Here is a 16,789-nt window from a genome sequence, read left to right as displayed (position 1 = left end):
CCATGGAATTTGATGGTGACATCGAAAAATATCGGTCTAGAATGAATTTCAAGGGCTTCCAAAAGCTTTCCGAAAACCGGCAAAAACCTAATCAGGGAGGAAAGAAAATGAAGAACATGCGAAGCGTAGTCATGCTGGTGATCGCGTTACTTGCGGGACTGGCGGCTGTCGTTCTGGCGGCGAAATGGATACAGCAGCAAGGCCAGAACTCGGGCAACAAAATCGCCGTGGCGGTGCTGGATATTCAACTCGGTAGCCGCCTGTCGCCGGAAATGATCCAGATGGTCGAGTGGCCAGCTTCCAGCGTCCCGCCCGGGGCATTCACCGATGAAAAAGTGCTGGTCGATCGCGTCGTCAAGACCACCGTGACCCGGGGCGAACCGGTTCTCGAAAGCAAGCTCGCTCCGGTCGGTAGCCGCGGTGGGCTGTCGGCAGTCGTCGGCGAAGGCAAACGGGCCATCACCGTTCGCGTGAATGATGTCATCGGCGTCGCCGGTTTCGCTTTGCCCGGCAATTACGTCGACATCATGGTCAGCACGCAGGAGGAAGGTGCCAAGGGCAACGACAAGGATCGCACCATCTCCAAGATCGTCCTTGAGCACATCCTTGTTCTGGCCGTTGCTCAGGAGGCAGGTCGTGACGAGACCAAACCCAAGGTGGTCAATGCCGTGACGCTGGAAGTAACGCCGGACCAGGCCGAGAAGCTCGACCTCGCCCGGTCGGTTGGTACGCTCTCGCTCGTGTTGCGCAACCAGACGGATATGGAACCAATCCGGACCGCTGGGGCGACCAAGGATTCACTCTTTGTCAAGACGCCGATGCCGCCACCTGCTGTGACTGCGACGCCAGTTCCCACCAAGGCGACCAAGCGTGCCGCACCACGGAGAATTGCCAAACCCGCCGCTGGGAAGGAATGCGTGGTAGTGATTCGCGGCGCCAACAAAACGACGGAATGCTTCTAACTCGAATCGCCGAAATTCAGGGAGGATCAAATGATGTCAGCAAAATTCTTGCTAAGCACGTCGGCGATAGTGCTCGCCATGGCGTTGGGGAGCGCCCCGGTCAATGCGGCGCCGGCTCGTGCAACACCTGCTCCGACCGCCGGATCGCCCTGCGCGCGGGTCGAGATGGGGCCGATCGTCAAACTTTCTGTCGGCAAGGCCTCGGTTCTCAAGCTTGAGTCGCCGGTGACGCGTATCTTGCTGGGAAATCCGGAGGATTCTCAGGTCGCGCATCCGAAAGAGGGGGCGCAGAGCGAACAGGCCAACCGGTCGCCTGGGTCGAATCGGCAGAACACGCGGCGTCCCGGCGTTGCTGATGTCGATGTGTTGCTGCTCAGCCCGCGTGAAATCTATTTGCTGGGCAAGACGGTGGGATCGACCAATGTCATCATGCTCGACCGCGCTGGACAGTGCACGATGATCGACGTGGCGGTGGGAATGGATACCGCCTCCTTGTCAGCCATGTTCAAGGAACTGTTGCCGACAGAGAACGGGATCAAAGTGTCATCGGCGGCAGATTCGGTGGTGCTGTCGGGGATGGTCAGCGATGCCGTTGCGGCCGATCGCGCCGTCGATATCGCTGGCGCCTATGTGCGTCGGGTGTCGGGCGGTTCCGCCGGCGGGCGCGCTTCGACGCACGACAACATCATCAACATGCTGTCGGTGGCGGCTCCGCAGCAGGTCATGCTGGAAGTGAAGGTGGCCGAAATCTCCCGCACGTTGCTCGACAAGCTCGGTGTTGAATTCGCCGCCACCTGGTCGCGTGGCGACTGGGCCTACAGTCTGCTGTCGAATTTCGGGCGTACTGATACGAGCGGCTTTTTGTCAGCACTCAAGACGGCGGGTAATCCGATAGCCGCATCACTTGATGCGCAGCGTGACAACGGGTTGGTCAAGATTCTGGCTGAGCCAAACGTCTTGGCGATCAGCGGGCAGGAAGGCAGCTTCCTGGCGGGTGGCACGATCTTCATCCCGGTACAGCAAAATGATGATGGCGGGATCACGCTCGAAGAGAAAGAGTTCGGTGTGGCGCTCAAATTCACACCGACGGTGTTGAGTGATGGGCGGATTAATCTCAAGGTCAGTCCGGAGGTGTCCGAGTTGAACCCGCAAGGGGTCGGTATCACGGTGCCGGGTGTCAGCGGTCTGTCGGTTCTGCCGTCCTTCACGACGCGCCGGGCTTCGACGACGGTCCAGCTGTTCGACGGTCAGACCTTCGCCATCGGTGGCCTGATCAAGAACAACGTGACGACCAACATCAAGGCCTTCCCGGGGCTGGGTGAAATTCCGATTCTCGGTACCCTGTTCCGCAGTAGCGACTTCCAGACCGACAAGACTGAACTCGTGTTCGTCGTGACGCCGCGTCTCGTCAAACCGCTACCGCCGAATTACGGGCTGCCGACCGATAGCTATGTGCCGCCGAACCGTGCCGAGTTCTTCCTGAACGGGCGGATGGAAGGTACGCCACCAACAACAACGCAGCCAGCCGACCAAACGACCGAGCCTGAATCAACCGGCGGCTTCGAAGTCAAATAACCAAGGAGCCAAAAATGAAAACGAGCAAAGCACGAATCTTGGCGATTGCTGGCCTGGTTATTCTGAGCGGTTGCGCTGGAACCGGAACGCCTGACCTGGATGCCCGTTTCGGCGAGTCGGCAAACATGCTGAAGGCCCAGCAGACCTTGAATCCGGACGCGTCCCGCAACATGGACCCGGTCGCCGGGCTTGACGGCAAGGCGGCCAAGGGAGCGCTCGACAACTATCGTGACAGCTTCCGCAAGCCGCCGTCAGAGGCATTGACTCCGTTGATTTCGAACAATGTTTCAACGGATTAGGTACGAACGAACCAAGGAAAGGGGCAAGAATCATGCGCCAAATGAGACAGCCCATAAATCGTCAGGACGGTGCGGTGGCAATCATCGTCGGCCTTTCCATTGCCGTGTTGATCGGGTTTGCCGGTCTGGCACTGGATGCCGGTCAGCTCTATGTCACCAAGACCGAACTGCAGAACGCAGCTGATGCTTGCGCCCTTTCCGCGGCTTATGAACTGACCGGCGATCCTGTTCCGGCAGAGAATTTCACGCGTGCCGAGAATGCGGGGATCACGGTTGCGACGCAAAACAGGGTTGGATTCCAGGGGGCGAATATCGTCGCCGGATCTGTTGCGGTGACGTTCGGTAGTTCTTTGTCCGGTGGCTCCTGGTTATCAGCCAGCTCAAATCCACCCGGTACTACCAAGTACGTTCGTTGTGTCATTGATCGTCCGAATATCCCGCTATGGTTCATGCGGGTTCTCGGAATAGACGATGCAGATGTTAATGCCTTGGCGACGGCAACCTTGACCCCGGCTCAAACCAATTGTGCCATTCCGATGGCGCTGTGCAGTGATCGGTACGGCGGTTCCGCGCCAGACTTCGGCTATGTCGTCGGTCAGTGGTATTCGATGAATTTCAAGGAAACCGGTGGCGGGAGTGGTATGAGTGACTTGACGGGCAACTTCCGCTGGATCGACTTCGATCCGAGTTCTGGTACGCCGGGTTGCTCCGGTGGCGGCGCGCAGGAACTGGCATGTCTGCTCGAAGGTGCTGGACAGTGTAATTTGCCAGCCAATAATCTTGGTAGCTGTGCCGGTGCAAGTCCGGGCAATCCTATCCCCGGATGCGTCGGGCAGACCGGTAACATCACGTCGCTCGGCAAGGCTTTCAACACTCGTTTCGGTATCTACCAAGGTGGCGGGGGTGTGACGACTGGCGATCTGACTTCGGCACCACCTGACTTCACGGGGTTTGCATACAACACGACGACGTGGCCGCTTGGTGAGAATGCCTACAATGGTACTTCGGGTACCACTGACAACTTCCTGGCGTCGCGTGCAGCCAATACGCCCGTTCAGGCAGATGAGAATCCAGGTGGGTCAAGTTCTGCAAGCCAAACCCAGTTGCATGATTACGGTGCGGATCGGCGCTTGGTAACGTTACCTTTCGTGCCCTGTGCGGATTTCGAGAGCGGCCAGCAGTCGCCGATTCGCGGTTATGCGTGCATTTTGATGCTCAGTCCGTACAAGAAATCGGGACAGGATGTGACGGTAAGTGCCGAGTATCTCGGCGCCTCGAATGCGCCGGGTAGTCCATGTGCGACCTCTGGCGCTGTCGGCGGCCCTTCGTCGGTCGGGCCGATGGTGCCGGCACTTGTGCAATGACCCGGAAAATGAGTAAGGGAGCCAGATATGCGCAAACTTATGAAAGGCGTGGCCGCGGTTGAATTCGGCATTCTGTTGATTCCACTGGTGATCCTTGTTTTCGGTATCACCGAGTATGGCCGGGCAATCTACACCTACAACACGCTGACTAAATCGGTACGCGATGCGGCCCGCTACCTTACGTCGCAAACGCCAGGCGATACGAACGAGCACGCGACAGCCAAATGCATGGCAGCGTTCGGCAATCCCGATTGCTCGGGGTCGCCGCTGGCCCCCGGGCTGACCACGGGCATGGTGCAGACTTGTGACCGGATTCTGACGTGTGGCGGGGTTACGACGTCATTAAGTACCGGTAGCGGCACGATCAATCTGGTTGTGGTGAGGATTCAAGGCTATCCATACGACTCGTTTGTCGAGTTTGTTATGCCTGACATAACGTTCGAGGCCATCAGTACATCGATGCGAGGCCAATTGTGAAAACAAGTATTCATTCGTTCGGACACCCGCGGGTTCGCGAACAACACGGTGTGGCGGCAGTCGAGTTCGCGCTTGTCGCGGCGGTGTTTTTTACCCTGCTTATCGGCATTATGGAGATGGGGCGGCTGTTGTGGGTATGGAACGCGGCAGCCGAATCCACCCGCTTGGGGGCGCGTCTGGCCGTGGTTTGCTCGATGGGCGATGGGGATATCATGGATCGGATGCAGCGGATGCTTCCGAACCTCAGCGATGCGCAGATCGAGATCGACTATCTCAATCCGCCGTCTGCCCCAAATACGTGCACGATTGATACCTGCAAAGAAGTGCGTGTTCGCCTTACCGATTATGTTCATCAAACGATTATTCCCTTTGTGCCACTGTCGGTGACATTGCCGCCGTTCCAGACGACATTGCCGCGCGAATTCATGGACAGCACCGGCAATGAGATATGTAACTAATGTAACCAGTGGAGTTCTTGACGAGAATCAGGCCATGAAAATCAAAGTCCTTCACAACAACAGCGCCCGTTTCGAGTTCATCCGACGCGCGGCGGCGGAGAAAAATCCGGCGGCTGAGATATCCGGGAGCGTCTTTGCGGGTGGAGCCATGCCCGCCGTGATCAACGGATCTGCACCCGATGTCTTGATCGTCGATGAAGCGACGCGCGGTTGTCTGGATGCCATCGAATCGTTGAGTCTGGTTTCGCCGGGAATCGACATCGTGCTGATTTCGGCTGATACGTCGGCCGAATTTTTGATGCACGCCATGCGTTCCGGTGTGCGCGAGGTCGTTCCCTCGAACGCCAGCCACGATGCCTTGCAGGCCGCATTGACCCGTCTTTCGCAAAAACGCATCAAACAAACCGGCAGTGCAGCACCTGAGGGGAAAGTGTTCGCCTTCCTGTCGTGCAAGGGCGGCAGTGGTGCAACGTTCCTGGCCGCCAACTTCGCTTATGTGCTGGCGACGGAGTATGGCAAGCGGGTGGCGTTGATCGATCTGAACCTCCAGTTCGGCGATGCGGCGATGTTTGTGTCGGAGTCGCATCCGCCGAGCAATCTGGCCGAGTTGTCGCAGCAGATCCATCGCCTCGATGCTTCGTTGCTGGCCGCATCAATGCTGGAAGTGGCCCCCAATTTCTTCGTCCTCGCCGCGCCAGACAATCCGGATCATTTGACCGACGTGCAGCGCGAACATATCGATACCATCGTGCGGCTCGCCCGCTTGCATTACGACTTCGTCGTGCTTGATCTGCCGCGTTCGCTCAACGGCGTCAGTCTTCAGGTGCTGGATGTCGCCGATATGATTTTCCCGGTCATGCAGCTGACTTTGCCGTTCGTGCGCGACGGCAAGCGTTTGCTGACAATTTTCCGTTCGCTCGATTATCCGCGGTCGAAGATCAAGGTGATCGTTAATCGCTACGAGAAGGGCGGCGAGTTTACGCTGGACGATCTGGAGAAGGCGATCGATGGGCGTATTGCGTATGTCGTTCCGAACAGTTACCGGGCGGCAGCGGCGTCGGTGAATCTCGGTATTCCGATCGCCAAGGCGAATCGAAACGATCCGATCAGCAAGTTCCTGATCGAGATGGGGCGCGAATTTGTCCCGGAGGAAACGCTGGCAGCAAACGGAGGTTGGTTTTCCCGAATTTTTTCACGCTAGCAGGTGGTCACGATGAAGCGAAACGACCTGACAGAAACCGTCATTCCGGGCTTGACCCGGAATCCAGTGGGGCACTGCTGGATTCCGGCTTTCGCCGGAATGACGTGCTGATCTCCTTGTTTTCCGCGTGACTGACTACTAGAACAACAATAGGGGCGGGGCGCAGTAGAGAACAAGAGCGCAGTTAAGCACGCACTAAAACACGCAAGTAAGAAAATTCGCAGGGAGAGATAACGTGAGTTTGAGAGAGAGACTCGAGGCATTCGGCGGAACCAATCCTGCGGACATTCGCGGTGACGTTTCTCCTCGCGCAGCCTCGCGCAATTCACGGGCCTATCAGGAGCTGAAAAGCCACATGCACATGGCCCTTCTCGACCGTATCGACCTGGAGGCGATGGAGACCCTGACGCCCGAGCGGTTGCGCGACGAATTGCGCAATCTGGTCGAGAAGCTGCTGCAAGAAGAAAACGTGGTTATCAACGAGCAGGAGCGACGCGGCCTCGTACGCGATATCCAGTACGAAATGCTCGGTCTCGGGCCGCTCGAGCCGCTGCTGGCTGATCCGACGATTTCGGACATTCTGGTCAATAACTCGCAGCAGATTTACGTCGAGCGGTGTGGCGTGCTCGAACAAAGCGATGTGACGTTCGTCGATGATGCGCACCTGATGAAAATTATCGACAAGATCGTGTCGCGCGTTGGGCGGCGCATCGATGAGTCGAGTCCGATGGTCGATGCCCGGCTTCCGGACGGATCGCGGGTTAACGCGATCATCCCGCCGCTGGCATTGGATGGGCCGGTGCTGTCGATCCGGCGCTTCTCGGTTATTCCGCTCACCATGGAGAACCTGCTCGAATTCAAGACGCTGGTGCCGGAAATGGCAGAACTGCTCGCATCGCTGACCAAGGCCAAGATCAATATCCTGATCTCGGGCGGTACCGGTAGCGGCAAGACGACCTTGCTGAACATCCTGTCGGGCTTTATTCCGGCGCATGAGCGGATCATCACCATCGAAGATGCTGCCGAACTCCAGTTGCAACAGCCGCACGTCGTGCGCCTTGAAACGCGCCCGGCGAACATCGAAGGCCGGGGCGAGGTGACGCAGCGCGCTCTCGTCCGCAATGCCCTGCGCATGCGGCCGGACCGCATCATCCTCGGCGAAGTTCGGGGCGCCGAAGCGCTGGATATGTTGCAGGCGATGAATACCGGTCACGAAGGGTCGATGGGCACGATCCACGCCAATACGCCGCGCGATGCGCTGACACGGCTTGAGAACATGCTCGGCATGGCCGGCGTCAATTCCATGCCCAAGGTGATGCGTTCGCAGATTGCCTCGGCGATCAACGTCGTGGTGCAGGTGGCGCGGCTGACGGACGGCAAGCGGAAGGTCATCGGTCTGCAAGAAATTACGGGCATGGAAGGCGACATCATCACCATGCAGGAAATCTTCTGCTTCCGGCAGACCGGCATTGGCGAGGGGGGCGTGGTGCAGGGGCATTTTGCCGCCACCGGCATCCGGCCGCGCTTTACGGATCGTCTGCGGGCGTACGGTATTCCGCTGGCTGACGAATTGTTCGATCCGTTACGGCGCTTCGAGTGATCAACCAGAAAGGAGCAGGAAATGTTCGATTCGATCTTTCTGTTCTTCGGTGTGGCGGTGTTCGTGGCCGTGGTGCTTGGCATCGAGGGTGCTTTTACGTGGTGGAACGCGAAGCGTGGCCCCGAGGCGCAACGTCTGGAGCGTCGCCTGCGTTCGGCGTCTGCCGGTGGCCACGGGACTGACCATGTTTCCATCCTCAAGCAGCGCGTTTTGAGCCGTTCGGAAGGATTTCAGCGCCTGTTGCTGATGTTGCCGCACGTTCATTCCCTTGATCGCATCATTGTTCAGTCCGGGGTGTCGATGACGGTGGGCGATCTGATGCTGCTGACGTTGCTGCTGTGCGGCGCCGGTTTCTTCGTACCGGTCTATGCGGGGCGTGGCATTTTGTTCGGAATCGTCGGTGGATTGGTGCTTGCTTCGCTCCCGATCTTGTACATAGTGCATGCCAGGACCCAGCGCATGCAGCGCATGGAAACCCAGCTTCCCGATGCCATCGATCTGATGGGGCGCGCCATGCGGGCGGGGCATGCCTTCCCGAATGCGCTGAAGATGGTCGGCGACGAAATGTCCGACCCGATCGGCACCGAGTTCCGCACGCTGTTCGACGAAATCAACTACGGCGTCAAGCTGGAAGATGCGTTGCTCAATCTGCTGGAGCGCGTGCCAAGTACCGACTTGCAATACTTCGTCGTCGCACTGCTGATCCAGCGGGAAACCGGCGGCAATCTGGCCGAGCTGCTGGATAACATCGCGGCGATCGTGCGGGCGCGCCTCAAGTTGATGGGGGAAATACGGACGCTTTCAGCGGAAGGTAAGCTGTCGGCCTGGATTCTGTCGCTTTTGCCCTTTGCGACGGCAATCCTGATCAATGTGGTCAATCCGGGATTCATGAAGGTGTTGTGGACCGATCCGTTTGGTTTGAATCTGGTCTATGCGGCGGTGGCGCTGATGGTGTTTGGCATCTGGTGGATGCGGAAAATCATCAAGATCCGCGTTTGAAAAAGATGATGCGAGCGCTCTTGCGGGAGAATGAAAAATGAGCCTTATACAGATCGCCTTTTTAATCCTGATCTTCCTGGCCGTTTTTGGCGTTACGGCCTTTGCCATGATGTTCTTCCAGCCGACGGCGGCGCAGGAGAGGTTGCGCGGGCTGGTGCCGCCAGCGGCTGCCAGTCGAGGCCCCGGCGCTTCGAACCAGTGGGTCGAGCGGGCGGCCAAGCTGACGGCGCGGTTCGGCAAGTTGTCGATTCCGGAAGAAGGGTGGGAGCAATCCGGGATTCGTACGCGCTTCATGAATGCCGGTATCCATAGCGCGTCCGCGCCGATGGTCTATTTCGGGTTGAAGACCATTCTGGCGATTTGCGTGCCCGGCCTTGTCTATCTTTACCTCGCGTTCATTGGCAGCAAAATGGGGCTGAACTCGATGCTGGTGGTTTTGCTGGTGGTTGCGGCCATCGCGTACTACCTGCCGAACCTTGTTTTGTCGCATCTGGTGATGGTGCGACAGCGGGAGATTTTCGAGACGTTCCCCGATGCGCTTGACTTGATGACGGTGTGCGTCGAAGCCGGTTTGGGTGTCGAGGCGGCGCTTGATCGCGTGGCCGATGATATTCGGCACAAGAGCGAGGTGCTGAGCGAGGAACTCAGCTTGGTCGGGCTGGAGCTGCGCGCCGGCAGCGACCGCGAACGGGCTTTGCGCAACCTCGCTACCCGAACGGGGGTTGATGAGGTCGAAGCATGGGTCGCCTTGATCATCCAGGCCGAGCGCTTCGGTACCAGCATCGGGGCGGCGCTGCGGATTCACTCCGATATGCTGCGTACGAAACGTCGCCAACGCGCCGAGGAAGCGGCGGCCAAGATCGCGCTCAAGCTGCTTTTCCCGCTGATCTTCTGCATCTTCCCCTCGCTGCTGCTCGTGCTGCTCGGTCCGGCGTTCATCCAGATTTACCGCGTGCTGTTGCCGACGATGGCGGGTGGTGGTTGAGCACCGATTTGCCGGTTTCTCCCGCTTCGATGCGGGATAGAAAGGAGTCGTCATGAAACTGCGACTGATCGTATTTGCGCTGATTGCAGCGCTGGGTTCCGGTTGTGCGTCAACCGACAAGATGCATTCGGCGCTTCAGGTCAAGCCGCTTTCCGAGGTTCGCCACGGCGGTGCAAATGCTCTGGCGTATTACCAACTGGGGCGTTACTACCAAGGACAACAGCGTTTTGTGCAGGCCGAAGAGGCTTATTTGAAAGCCATTTCGATGGATGCCCGGCACGTCGACGCCTTTAATGCCTTGGGCAGCCTGTATGGGGAGCGCGGTGAGCTGGATAAGGCCATTCATTCATTCCAGCGGGCCATTGCCATTGCGCCGGGCGCGGCGTATCTCCGTAACAACCTGGGTTTTGCCTATTTCCTGCAGGGGCGCTATGACGAAGCTTATGCTTCTGTGCGGCAAGCGTTGGGTCTCGATCCACGGCTTGAGCGTGGCTGGTCGAATCTTGAGCGGATCGCCAGCGCGCAATCGGACGTGTTGCTGGCAAAAGTGGTCAAATGGCGGCGGCTTGATGCGCTGCCGCTGGATATGGCGGCCAGACCGGAAATGACGTTCGAAGAGCCGGCGCCAGTGCAAATACCTACCGTGGTTGCCTCGGCGCCGCAGGTGCCTCAGCAGGAAAGCCCGCCGAACGTAATCGACCTGGGCGGCGCCCAACTGCTCCAGCCAAAACAGGAAGTCGTGATACCGCCGCCGATTGCCGGTAATTCGGGCAATGGATCGACGCAGATGCAGCAGGCGGAGCCTCCGGCGAGCAACGGCAAATTCGTGCTCGTGTCCGCAAGCCAGGAAGTCGCGCTGAATGTCGAACAGCCGGTAAAGATCGCTGTGGCGGCACCGGAAAAGTCGGCAGAACCGGCACCGGCTGAACGTGTTATGCCACCTGCTACACCTCCTGCCATGCCAGCCAGTCCCGCCGCTGAGAAAAAGGACAGCACGCCGGAGGTGAACATTGCCTCCGTGCGCTTTGAGGTCTCGAACGGCAATGGTGTCACCGGCTTCGCCCGCAAGTTTGGCGCGTTTTTGCGGGGCAACGATATTCCGGTGAAGAGGATCACCAACTACGACTCTTTCAGCATCAGGGAAACCGTTGTCGAGTACCAGCCCGGCTTCGAACCGGCGGCCCGCCTTCTGATGTCAGTGTCCAACCTTGAAGCCCGGCTCATGCCAGCCAAAAAACCACGGCCAGGGTCCGACGTGCGGCTCGTGTTGGGCAAGGATGCGGTGTGAGGTTTTTTAGAAACCGCATTTAACGCAGAGATCGCAGAGGTACAGAGAGCGCAGAGAAAACCCGTGATTTACCCAGTGGGTGATGCATGATTCCATGCACTCTTTCCTTGCTTTTATCTCAGTTTTTTCTCTGCGCTCTCTGTCTCTCTGCGATCTCTGCGTCGAAAGCGGTTTGGCAGAGGTCTCCGGGGGGAGTCAGCTAGTCGCCTTGAGCACTTCGCATGCTGTTTGAATGCCGCTCCGGACAGCGCCTTCGAGCGTTGCCGGGTAGTCAGCGCAGACGTAGTCGCCCGCGAGCCAAAGCTCGCCCACCGGGGTTCGCCTAGGTGGGCGCGGCAGGTTCGGGCGACAGGAGAAGGTCGCCCGGCGTTCGCGGATGACTTGATGCCAGTGCGGGGGCGGCAAAGATCGTCCGAGCATCGTCTGCAGCTCGCGGTGCAGTGCGTCGGCGAGGACTGCGTTATCGCACTCGTCCCACGTTCCCTCGGCGCTGAGGACGAATCCCATAACTCCGTGGGCGCCTCCGAGTTGTCCGCGATCAAACACCCATTGCCCGAATTGCCCCGGTTTTCCTTCATCCATGCCGAGCATCGGGAAGGGAAGGCGAACTTCGGACGGGTAGCCCAGATAGACGGTGCCGATCGGCTCGTAGCAGTAGTCAGCCAGGGTACGGACGATGGTTTCGGTTTCCGGATGGGGCTGCAGCAGGCGGGCGGCGTGCTGCGGGGCGGTAGCGACGATGACGTGCGCGAATGATTCGCCGTTGATGCAGAGGTGGGTGTCTGCACGGCTGCGTGTGACGGACTCGACGCGCGTGGATAGTCGAATCGAGCCACCGTGCCGTTCGATGAAGCGGGCGGCGTGTTCGGGAAACAGCAGGCCGAGATCGACCGTCGGCAACAGAAGATCGGTGTCGGCGCGACTGCCGCCGAGGCTGTCACGCAGCACGTTGGCGAAGATCTGCGCGGAAGCGTGTTCCGGGGGGGTGTTGAGCGCGGCAAGGCAGAGCGGTTCCCACATCAGGCGGCGGATTGCGCCGCGCTGATTGTGGCGGTCGAGGAGTTCGGCGACCGTGCAGTCGGTGGTCAGTGCAAAGTCGCTGGCTTGCAACGCTTGCATGAAGCGGGCGGCGGAAAATTTTGCGCCGAGGCTGCATCCACGCGCGCTCAATAGGCCCACGGCGAGGTGAAGCGGCTTCGGCAGGCGTGGTAGCCGCAGGCGGAAATTGGCGCCCGGATAATTGAGTTCGAGCGGCAGACGTTTGAGGCTGGCATCCTCGTCTGCGCCGACGAGGCGCATGAGCCGGAGTGTTTCGCGGTAGGCGCCGATCAGGATGTGCTGGCCGTTGTCGAGCGCGTGTCCGTGAACGTCGACGCGCCGGGCCCGTCCGCCCAACTGTTTGGCCGCTTCGAAAACGACGACGCGTGCCCCGGCCGCGCACAGTTCGACGGCAGCAGCCAAGCCGGCCCAGCCGCCGCCGATAATGGCAACTTCGGGAGTCCGATTCATCCGGCCGTGGTGACGCGCGCTTCGCGCAACGTTTCGGCGAGCAGGAAGACCGACATCGCGTAGAAACTCGACCTGTTGTAGCGCGTGATGACGTAAAAATTGTCGAAGCCGAGCCAGTATTCGGTCGGCTCGTCGGGGCTGGCGAGGTCGATCAGCGCGGCCGGTTTGTCGTTGGCGACGGGCGCGCTGGTCAGCGCGACGATGCCCTGTTCCTGCAGCGCCTGGAGAGGCTGCGTCGGCTTGATGCCGGCGGCGATGAGCGCCGCCGGATCCTGGCTGACGCTGGCCGGCACCGCGACCGGCGCGTTGGCCTGCCAGCCGTGCATGTTGAGGAAGCGGGCGACACTGCCGATGGCATCGGTCGGGCTGCGGCGCAGGTCGACGCGGTCGTCGCCGTCAAAATCGACGGCAAAGCGGCGCTGGCTGCTCGGCATGAACTGCGGAATGCCGATCGCCCCGGCGTAGGAGCCCTTGTAGTCGAGCGGACTGAAACCGTTTTCCCGTGCCATCAGCAGAAACTGTTCGAGTTCGTTGCGGAAGAACGGGGCGCGGGGCGGGTAATCGAAGGCGAGGGTGCTGAGCGCCTCCAGCACGCTGAAGCTGCCCATGTTGCGCCCGTATTCCGTTTCGACGCCGATGATGGCGACGATTATCTCCTGCGGGACGCCGTAGATGGCCTCGGCGCGCTTGAGTTCGGCGCCGTTTTCCTCCCAGAAACGCAGGCCGGCGGTGAGCCGCCGTTCGTTGAGGAAGCGGGCGCGGTAGCGTTGCCAGGAGCGTTGCAGTTCGGGGACGGCGGCCGGACGGATGGCGCGCAGGACAGTTTGGTTGCTGTGGATGCGCGAAAACTGGCGCGTCAGGTGTTCGACGTCGAAGCCATGCTGTTCATGCATGGTCTGGATGAACTCGTGAACGTCCTGGGATTCGCTGAAGGCGGGGGCACTGGCTGCTTTGGCCGCGGCGACTTTCTTGGTGTTCTTGCTGGCGTGGCTGGTCGCTGGAATAACGGCGGCGGCAATTCCCATCAGGCCGATCAGCACGGCGGTCAATGTCTTTTTCAAGCTCGTTCTCTCCGGGAGGCAGGGATGCTTTTTATGCGTCGGCTGCACGCCTCCAGTTGTTTCAGTTGTTCGGGCCGGCCGGCGCCGTAGCGCAAGTCGGCGAAGGCTTGGGCAGCCTCGTTCGTCAGCGGCCCCAAGTCAGGATGTTCCCGGACGACACGGGCGGCGAAGTCGAACGGCCCTTCCCAAGCCGCACGACGGATGCCGAACCGTTCGAGCCGGCGGCAAAAGCGCTGCCAGGCGCGGACTTCGGCGGGCGTTCCGGGCGCTTGATACAACGTCCAGAACGCGACCAGCAACAGGCACACACCACCCAGGGCGGCGAGGGCAGCGATCATTTTCGCCCAGTCCGCATTGGCCAGACCAAGCCGCGAGAGCAGTTCGCGCTGACGCTGCGGATTGTACCCGAGGACCCACTGGTTCCAGGCGTTGTCGGCCGCTTCCCAGCGATGGCGCAGGGTTTGCAGCCAGCCCGCGTCGAGACGGACAAGCGCCGGCAGCGGTTCGTCGGCGCCGAGCGACGCGCCGATGCCGCGCTCGACACGCGAAGGCGCCACGGCCGCCGTCGGGTCGACGCGCAGCCAGCCCTTGTTCTCGACCCAGATTTCGGCCCAGGCGTGCGCGTCCGACTGGCGAACCGTCAGATAGCCGTCGACCGGGTTGATTTCGCCGCCCTGATAGCCGACGACGACGCGTGCCGGGACGCCGGCGGCGCGCATCAGCACGACGTAGGCGCTGGCGTAGTGTTCGCAGAAACCGCGCCGGGTGGCGAACAGGAATTCGTCGACGGCGTGCTGGCCGAGCAGCGGCGGACGCAGCGTGTAGAAAAACTGCTCTTCACGGAAAAAACGCAGGGCGGCGGCGGAAATCTGCTCGGGCGAGGCCAGCGCTTGTTTCCATTCGGCGGCTAGCGTTCGAGTTCGTGGATTGAGCCCGGGCGGGAGACGCAGCGCTTGCCGGAGCATCGCGCTGTCCTCGCTTCGGTTGGCGACATGGTCGGGCGAGGAGCGGAAGGCGAAGCGGGCGCGACTGCGTACGGGTTCGCGGGCGAGCGCTTCGAATGTTGGCGCCAGCGTGCTGTTTTCCGGCAGCGCCACCGGCAGGTCGAGCGCCAGCAGCCAGCGCTGGTTGTGCGGCTCCAGCGTGATGCTGTAGCTGATTGGCGTGGCGCGGGCTTCGATGATGGGTTGCGTAGCGGAGCGCGGATTGGGCGCTGGTGGCGGGTCGGGGCGCCAGGTTTTCCCGTCGTAAAGGCTGAAAGCCGGGCCGCGCCAATAAAGCCGCGATTGTTCGGGCGGCTGACCGGAGAATTGGGCGCGAAACGCGATGGCGCCGGACTGAATCAGATTGCTCAGCGATCCCGGCGACATGCTGTCGGACAGCCCGGTGAGGCCGGCGTGGGCGTCCAGCGGCAATCCCCACAACGGGCCGGATACGCGCGGGAAGAGCAGGAAAAGAACGAGCATCAACGGCAACGACTGCGCGACCAGCAGGCCGGCGTATTTGACTATCGCCCGCACCGGTTGCGCGCCGCCGGACAGCCGGATCAGCGTCGCCGTCAGCAGCGTGGCCGTTCCGAGCAGCCAAACGCCGGTGGCGATGCTCTGCGAGTAGAGGTAATGCGTCACCAGCAGAAAGAAGCCGAGCATGATGACGACGAAGGCGTCGCGCTGCGCCTTCATTTCCATCGGCTTGAGTGCCATGAAAAAAACGAGCATGGCGACCCCGGCTTCGCGGCCGAACAGCGTGCGGAATTGAAAGGCGATGCCTGCCGAACCGGCGATGACGAGGCCGGCGAGCAGCCAGCGCGGCGGCAGCCGTCCATTCCGTTGCCAGATCAGTGCCCGCCAGACGAGAAGCAGGCCGGCCAGCAGCGAGAGCCACGGCGGCAAGTGGCTGACGTGCGGGCCGGCAGTGGCCAGTGCAACGGCCAGCAGCCAGGGGAGGGTGCCGTGTTCGAGCAGCGGGGCGCTTGGGGAAGTCTTCAGTTTGCGCCCGGTGCGGAAAAGACTAATCGCCATACAGGGCCAGCGCTTCAAGGCAGGTGTCGCGGTGGAGGCGGCCGTGTCCGGGGGCGATTTCGCGACCGGGCAGGCGCAGACCGTAATGCTGTTGCCGCCGCTCGGCAGCGACGATCCAGCCGGCGAGCTGCGACAAGCGGGTTTCCGTGTCCAGACCGGGATCCGTCATTGCCCAGTCGAGCCGGATTTCATCGACGCCGCCGCCATCGAACTGCTTGACCAGCAACGGCCGATGGTCAGCATCGCGGGCAACGGCTTTCCACGCGATGTGGCGCGGCGATTCGTTGGGTTGCCGCTCGCGCAGTCCGGCAAAGTCCTCCAGACCGCTCTTGCCCGGCTGCTCGCCCGATTGGGCCGCCGCGAGCGGCAACGGCAGCGGCGAGTCGATCGGCTTCGGATAAACGAGGCAGGAAAATGGCGGATGCGGGTAGCACCATGTGCGAAAGAGACCGAGCGGAAAACGGCTGGCCAGCGTGATCCGCCCGGGAACGAGTCGTCCGCGCCGGATGGCTGGATATGCGATGACGGCCAGACGCTGCTCGCCGGCAGGGATTTCGTCGAGGCGCAATGTTTCCCCGGCGCCGTCAAAGTGAAGTTCGAGCGCGTAGCGTGCATGCCGGCGCGGGTTTTCGACAAAAAGCGGAAAGCGGGCCGTCTCCCCGGCGAAGACCGCTTCGGCCGGGCCGGGCGTGAGGCGCAGGCCGAGCAGGTTGCGGAAGGTGTGCACCATGGCGACGAGTCCGAGCGCCATGAGCAGAAAAACCAGCGCATGGCCGAGGCTCAGGTTGTAGTTGATCGCGCCGATCAGCATCACGATCAGTACGACGCCATAAAGCACGCCGGCCCCGGTGGGCAGGATGAAGATGCGTCGCTGCGTGAGGATGATCGGCAAATCGCTGTCGGGGCCGAGCCGGAACAGCCAGCGCCGGAAGGCCGCCGTGAGCGGGAGTGGTCGAGCGAATGTGCGGGCCATGCGGTGTTTTGTGAGCT

15 protein-coding genes are annotated in these 16,789 nt (G+C 60.8%); 11 read left to right on the top strand and 4 right to left on the bottom strand.

All coding sequences use genetic code 11. The annotated features are described in order from the left end of the window. Positions 1 to 107: 107 nt before the first annotated feature. From cpaB to GH659_RS01565, 11 genes are all read left to right on the top strand, one after another. Positions 108 to 962 (top strand): Flp pilus assembly protein CpaB, encoded by an 855-nt coding sequence (gene cpaB / locus GH659_RS01615; protein ID WP_153108960.1) that lies wholly within the window; start codon positions 108 to 110, stop codon positions 960 to 962. A 33-nt stretch (positions 963 to 995) separates the two neighbouring features. After that, positions 996 to 2,537, top strand: a complete 1,542-nt coding sequence (locus GH659_RS01610; RefSeq protein ID WP_246167629.1) for a type II and III secretion system protein family protein — start codon at positions 996 to 998, stop codon at positions 2,535 to 2,537. Between the two features lie 14 nt (positions 2,538 to 2,551). Continuing rightward, positions 2,552 to 2,836, top strand: coding sequence for a hypothetical protein (locus tag GH659_RS01605; protein ID WP_153108958.1), 285 nt, complete (start codon positions 2,552 to 2,554; stop codon positions 2,834 to 2,836). Positions 2,837 to 2,910: 74 nt separating this feature from the next. Further along, entirely contained in the window at positions 2,911 to 4,200 is a 1,290-nt protein-coding gene (locus GH659_RS01600; protein ID WP_211364065.1) for a pilus assembly protein TadG-related protein, read from the top strand. A gap of 27 nt (positions 4,201 to 4,227) precedes the next feature. Further along, on the top strand, positions 4,228 to 4,677 hold the full coding sequence (locus GH659_RS01595) for a TadE/TadG family type IV pilus assembly protein (protein ID WP_153108956.1): 450 nt from the start codon (positions 4,228 to 4,230) through the stop codon (positions 4,675 to 4,677). Then, complete coding sequence (locus GH659_RS01590; protein WP_246167628.1) at positions 4,674 to 5,135, top strand: TadE family protein; 462 nt, start codon at positions 4,674 to 4,676, stop codon at positions 5,133 to 5,135. Before GH659_RS01595 ends, GH659_RS01590 begins: the two co-directional genes overlap by 4 nt. 34 nt (positions 5,136 to 5,169) lie before the next feature. Beyond that, positions 5,170 to 6,336 (top strand): CpaE/TadZ family protein, encoded by a 1,167-nt coding sequence (locus tag GH659_RS01585; RefSeq protein ID WP_170285798.1) that lies wholly within the window; start codon positions 5,170 to 5,172, stop codon positions 6,334 to 6,336. Positions 6,337 to 6,691: 355 nt separating this feature from the next. Beyond that, positions 6,692 to 7,936: a TadA family conjugal transfer-associated ATPase gene (locus GH659_RS01580; protein WP_153108954.1), complete on the top strand. Its 1,245-nt coding sequence runs from the start codon at positions 6,692 to 6,694 to the stop codon at positions 7,934 to 7,936. 21 nt (positions 7,937 to 7,957) lie between these two features. Further along, the gene (locus GH659_RS01575; RefSeq protein ID WP_153108953.1) at positions 7,958 to 8,935 is read left to right on the top strand and encodes a type II secretion system F family protein; all 978 of its coding nucleotides are present in this window, start codon (positions 7,958 to 7,960) and stop codon (positions 8,933 to 8,935) included. Positions 8,936 to 8,972: 37 nt separating this feature from the next. Next, entirely contained in the window at positions 8,973 to 9,920 is a 948-nt protein-coding gene (locus tag GH659_RS01570; protein WP_153108952.1) for a type II secretion system F family protein, read from the top strand. Positions 9,921 to 9,972: 52 nt separating this feature from the next. Next, positions 9,973 to 11,208: a LytR C-terminal domain-containing protein gene (locus GH659_RS01565; RefSeq protein ID WP_153108951.1), complete on the top strand. Its 1,236-nt coding sequence runs from the start codon at positions 9,973 to 9,975 to the stop codon at positions 11,206 to 11,208. Positions 11,209 to 11,403: 195 nt separating this feature from the next. Here the strand turns inward: GH659_RS01565 and hpnE are convergent, their stop codons facing one another. The 4 genes from hpnE to GH659_RS01545 are packed head-to-tail and all read right to left on the bottom strand — an operon-like array spanning position 11,404 to position 16,772. After that, a complete protein-coding gene (gene hpnE, locus GH659_RS01560; RefSeq protein WP_153108950.1) occupies positions 11,404 to 12,717 on the bottom strand; it encodes a hydroxysqualene dehydroxylase HpnE in 1,314 nt (437 codons plus the stop codon). Then, the gene (gene mltB / locus GH659_RS01555) at positions 12,714 to 13,778 is read right to left on the bottom strand and encodes a lytic murein transglycosylase B (RefSeq protein ID WP_246167625.1); all 1,065 of its coding nucleotides are present in this window, start codon (positions 13,776 to 13,778) and stop codon (positions 12,714 to 12,716) included. Before mltB ends, hpnE begins: the two co-directional genes overlap by 4 nt. Beyond that, a complete protein-coding gene (locus tag GH659_RS01550; protein WP_153108949.1) occupies positions 13,775 to 15,799 on the bottom strand; it encodes a transglutaminase TgpA family protein in 2,025 nt (674 codons plus the stop codon). The genes mltB and GH659_RS01550 overlap by 4 nt, the downstream gene beginning before the upstream one ends. Continuing rightward, positions 15,789 to 16,772, bottom strand: a complete 984-nt coding sequence (locus GH659_RS01545; protein ID WP_153108948.1) for a DUF58 domain-containing protein — start codon at positions 16,770 to 16,772, stop codon at positions 15,789 to 15,791. Before GH659_RS01545 ends, GH659_RS01550 begins: the two co-directional genes overlap by 11 nt. Between the last annotated feature and the right edge of the window lie 17 nt (positions 16,773 to 16,789).

This window comes from Propionivibrio limicola (assembly GCF_009469695.1).
GTDB classification, from domain to species: domain Bacteria; phylum Pseudomonadota; class Gammaproteobacteria; order Burkholderiales; family Rhodocyclaceae; genus Propionivibrio; species Propionivibrio limicola.
The sequence above is the reverse complement of the archived record's forward strand: the minus strand, read 5'-3'. Positions and strand labels throughout refer to the sequence as shown.

Coding starts and splice junctions, on each gene's coding strand:
- GH659_RS01545 (WP_153108948.1), bottom strand. CDS start 16,772: ATGGCCCGCACATTCGCTCGACCACTCCCGCTCACGGCGGCCTTCCGG.
- GH659_RS01595 (WP_153108956.1), top strand. CDS start 4,228: ATGCGCAAACTTATGAAAGGCGTGGCCGCGGTTGAATTCGGCATTCTG.
- GH659_RS01585 (WP_170285798.1), top strand. CDS start 5,170: ATGAAAATCAAAGTCCTTCACAACAACAGCGCCCGTTTCGAGTTCATC.
- cpaB (WP_153108960.1), top strand. CDS start 108: ATGAAGAACATGCGAAGCGTAGTCATGCTGGTGATCGCGTTACTTGCG.
- GH659_RS01610 (WP_246167629.1), top strand. CDS start 996: ATGTCAGCAAAATTCTTGCTAAGCACGTCGGCGATAGTGCTCGCCATG.
- GH659_RS01575 (WP_153108953.1), top strand. CDS start 7,958: ATGTTCGATTCGATCTTTCTGTTCTTCGGTGTGGCGGTGTTCGTGGCC.
- GH659_RS01565 (WP_153108951.1), top strand. CDS start 9,973: ATGAAACTGCGACTGATCGTATTTGCGCTGATTGCAGCGCTGGGTTCC.
- GH659_RS01605 (WP_153108958.1), top strand. CDS start 2,552: ATGAAAACGAGCAAAGCACGAATCTTGGCGATTGCTGGCCTGGTTATT.
- GH659_RS01570 (WP_153108952.1), top strand. CDS start 8,973: ATGAGCCTTATACAGATCGCCTTTTTAATCCTGATCTTCCTGGCCGTT.
- GH659_RS01550 (WP_153108949.1), bottom strand. CDS start 15,799: ATGGCGATTAGTCTTTTCCGCACCGGGCGCAAACTGAAGACTTCCCCA.
- GH659_RS01580 (WP_153108954.1), top strand. CDS start 6,692: ATGCACATGGCCCTTCTCGACCGTATCGACCTGGAGGCGATGGAGACC.
- hpnE (WP_153108950.1), bottom strand. CDS start 12,717: ATGAATCGGACTCCCGAAGTTGCCATTATCGGCGGCGGCTGGGCCGGC.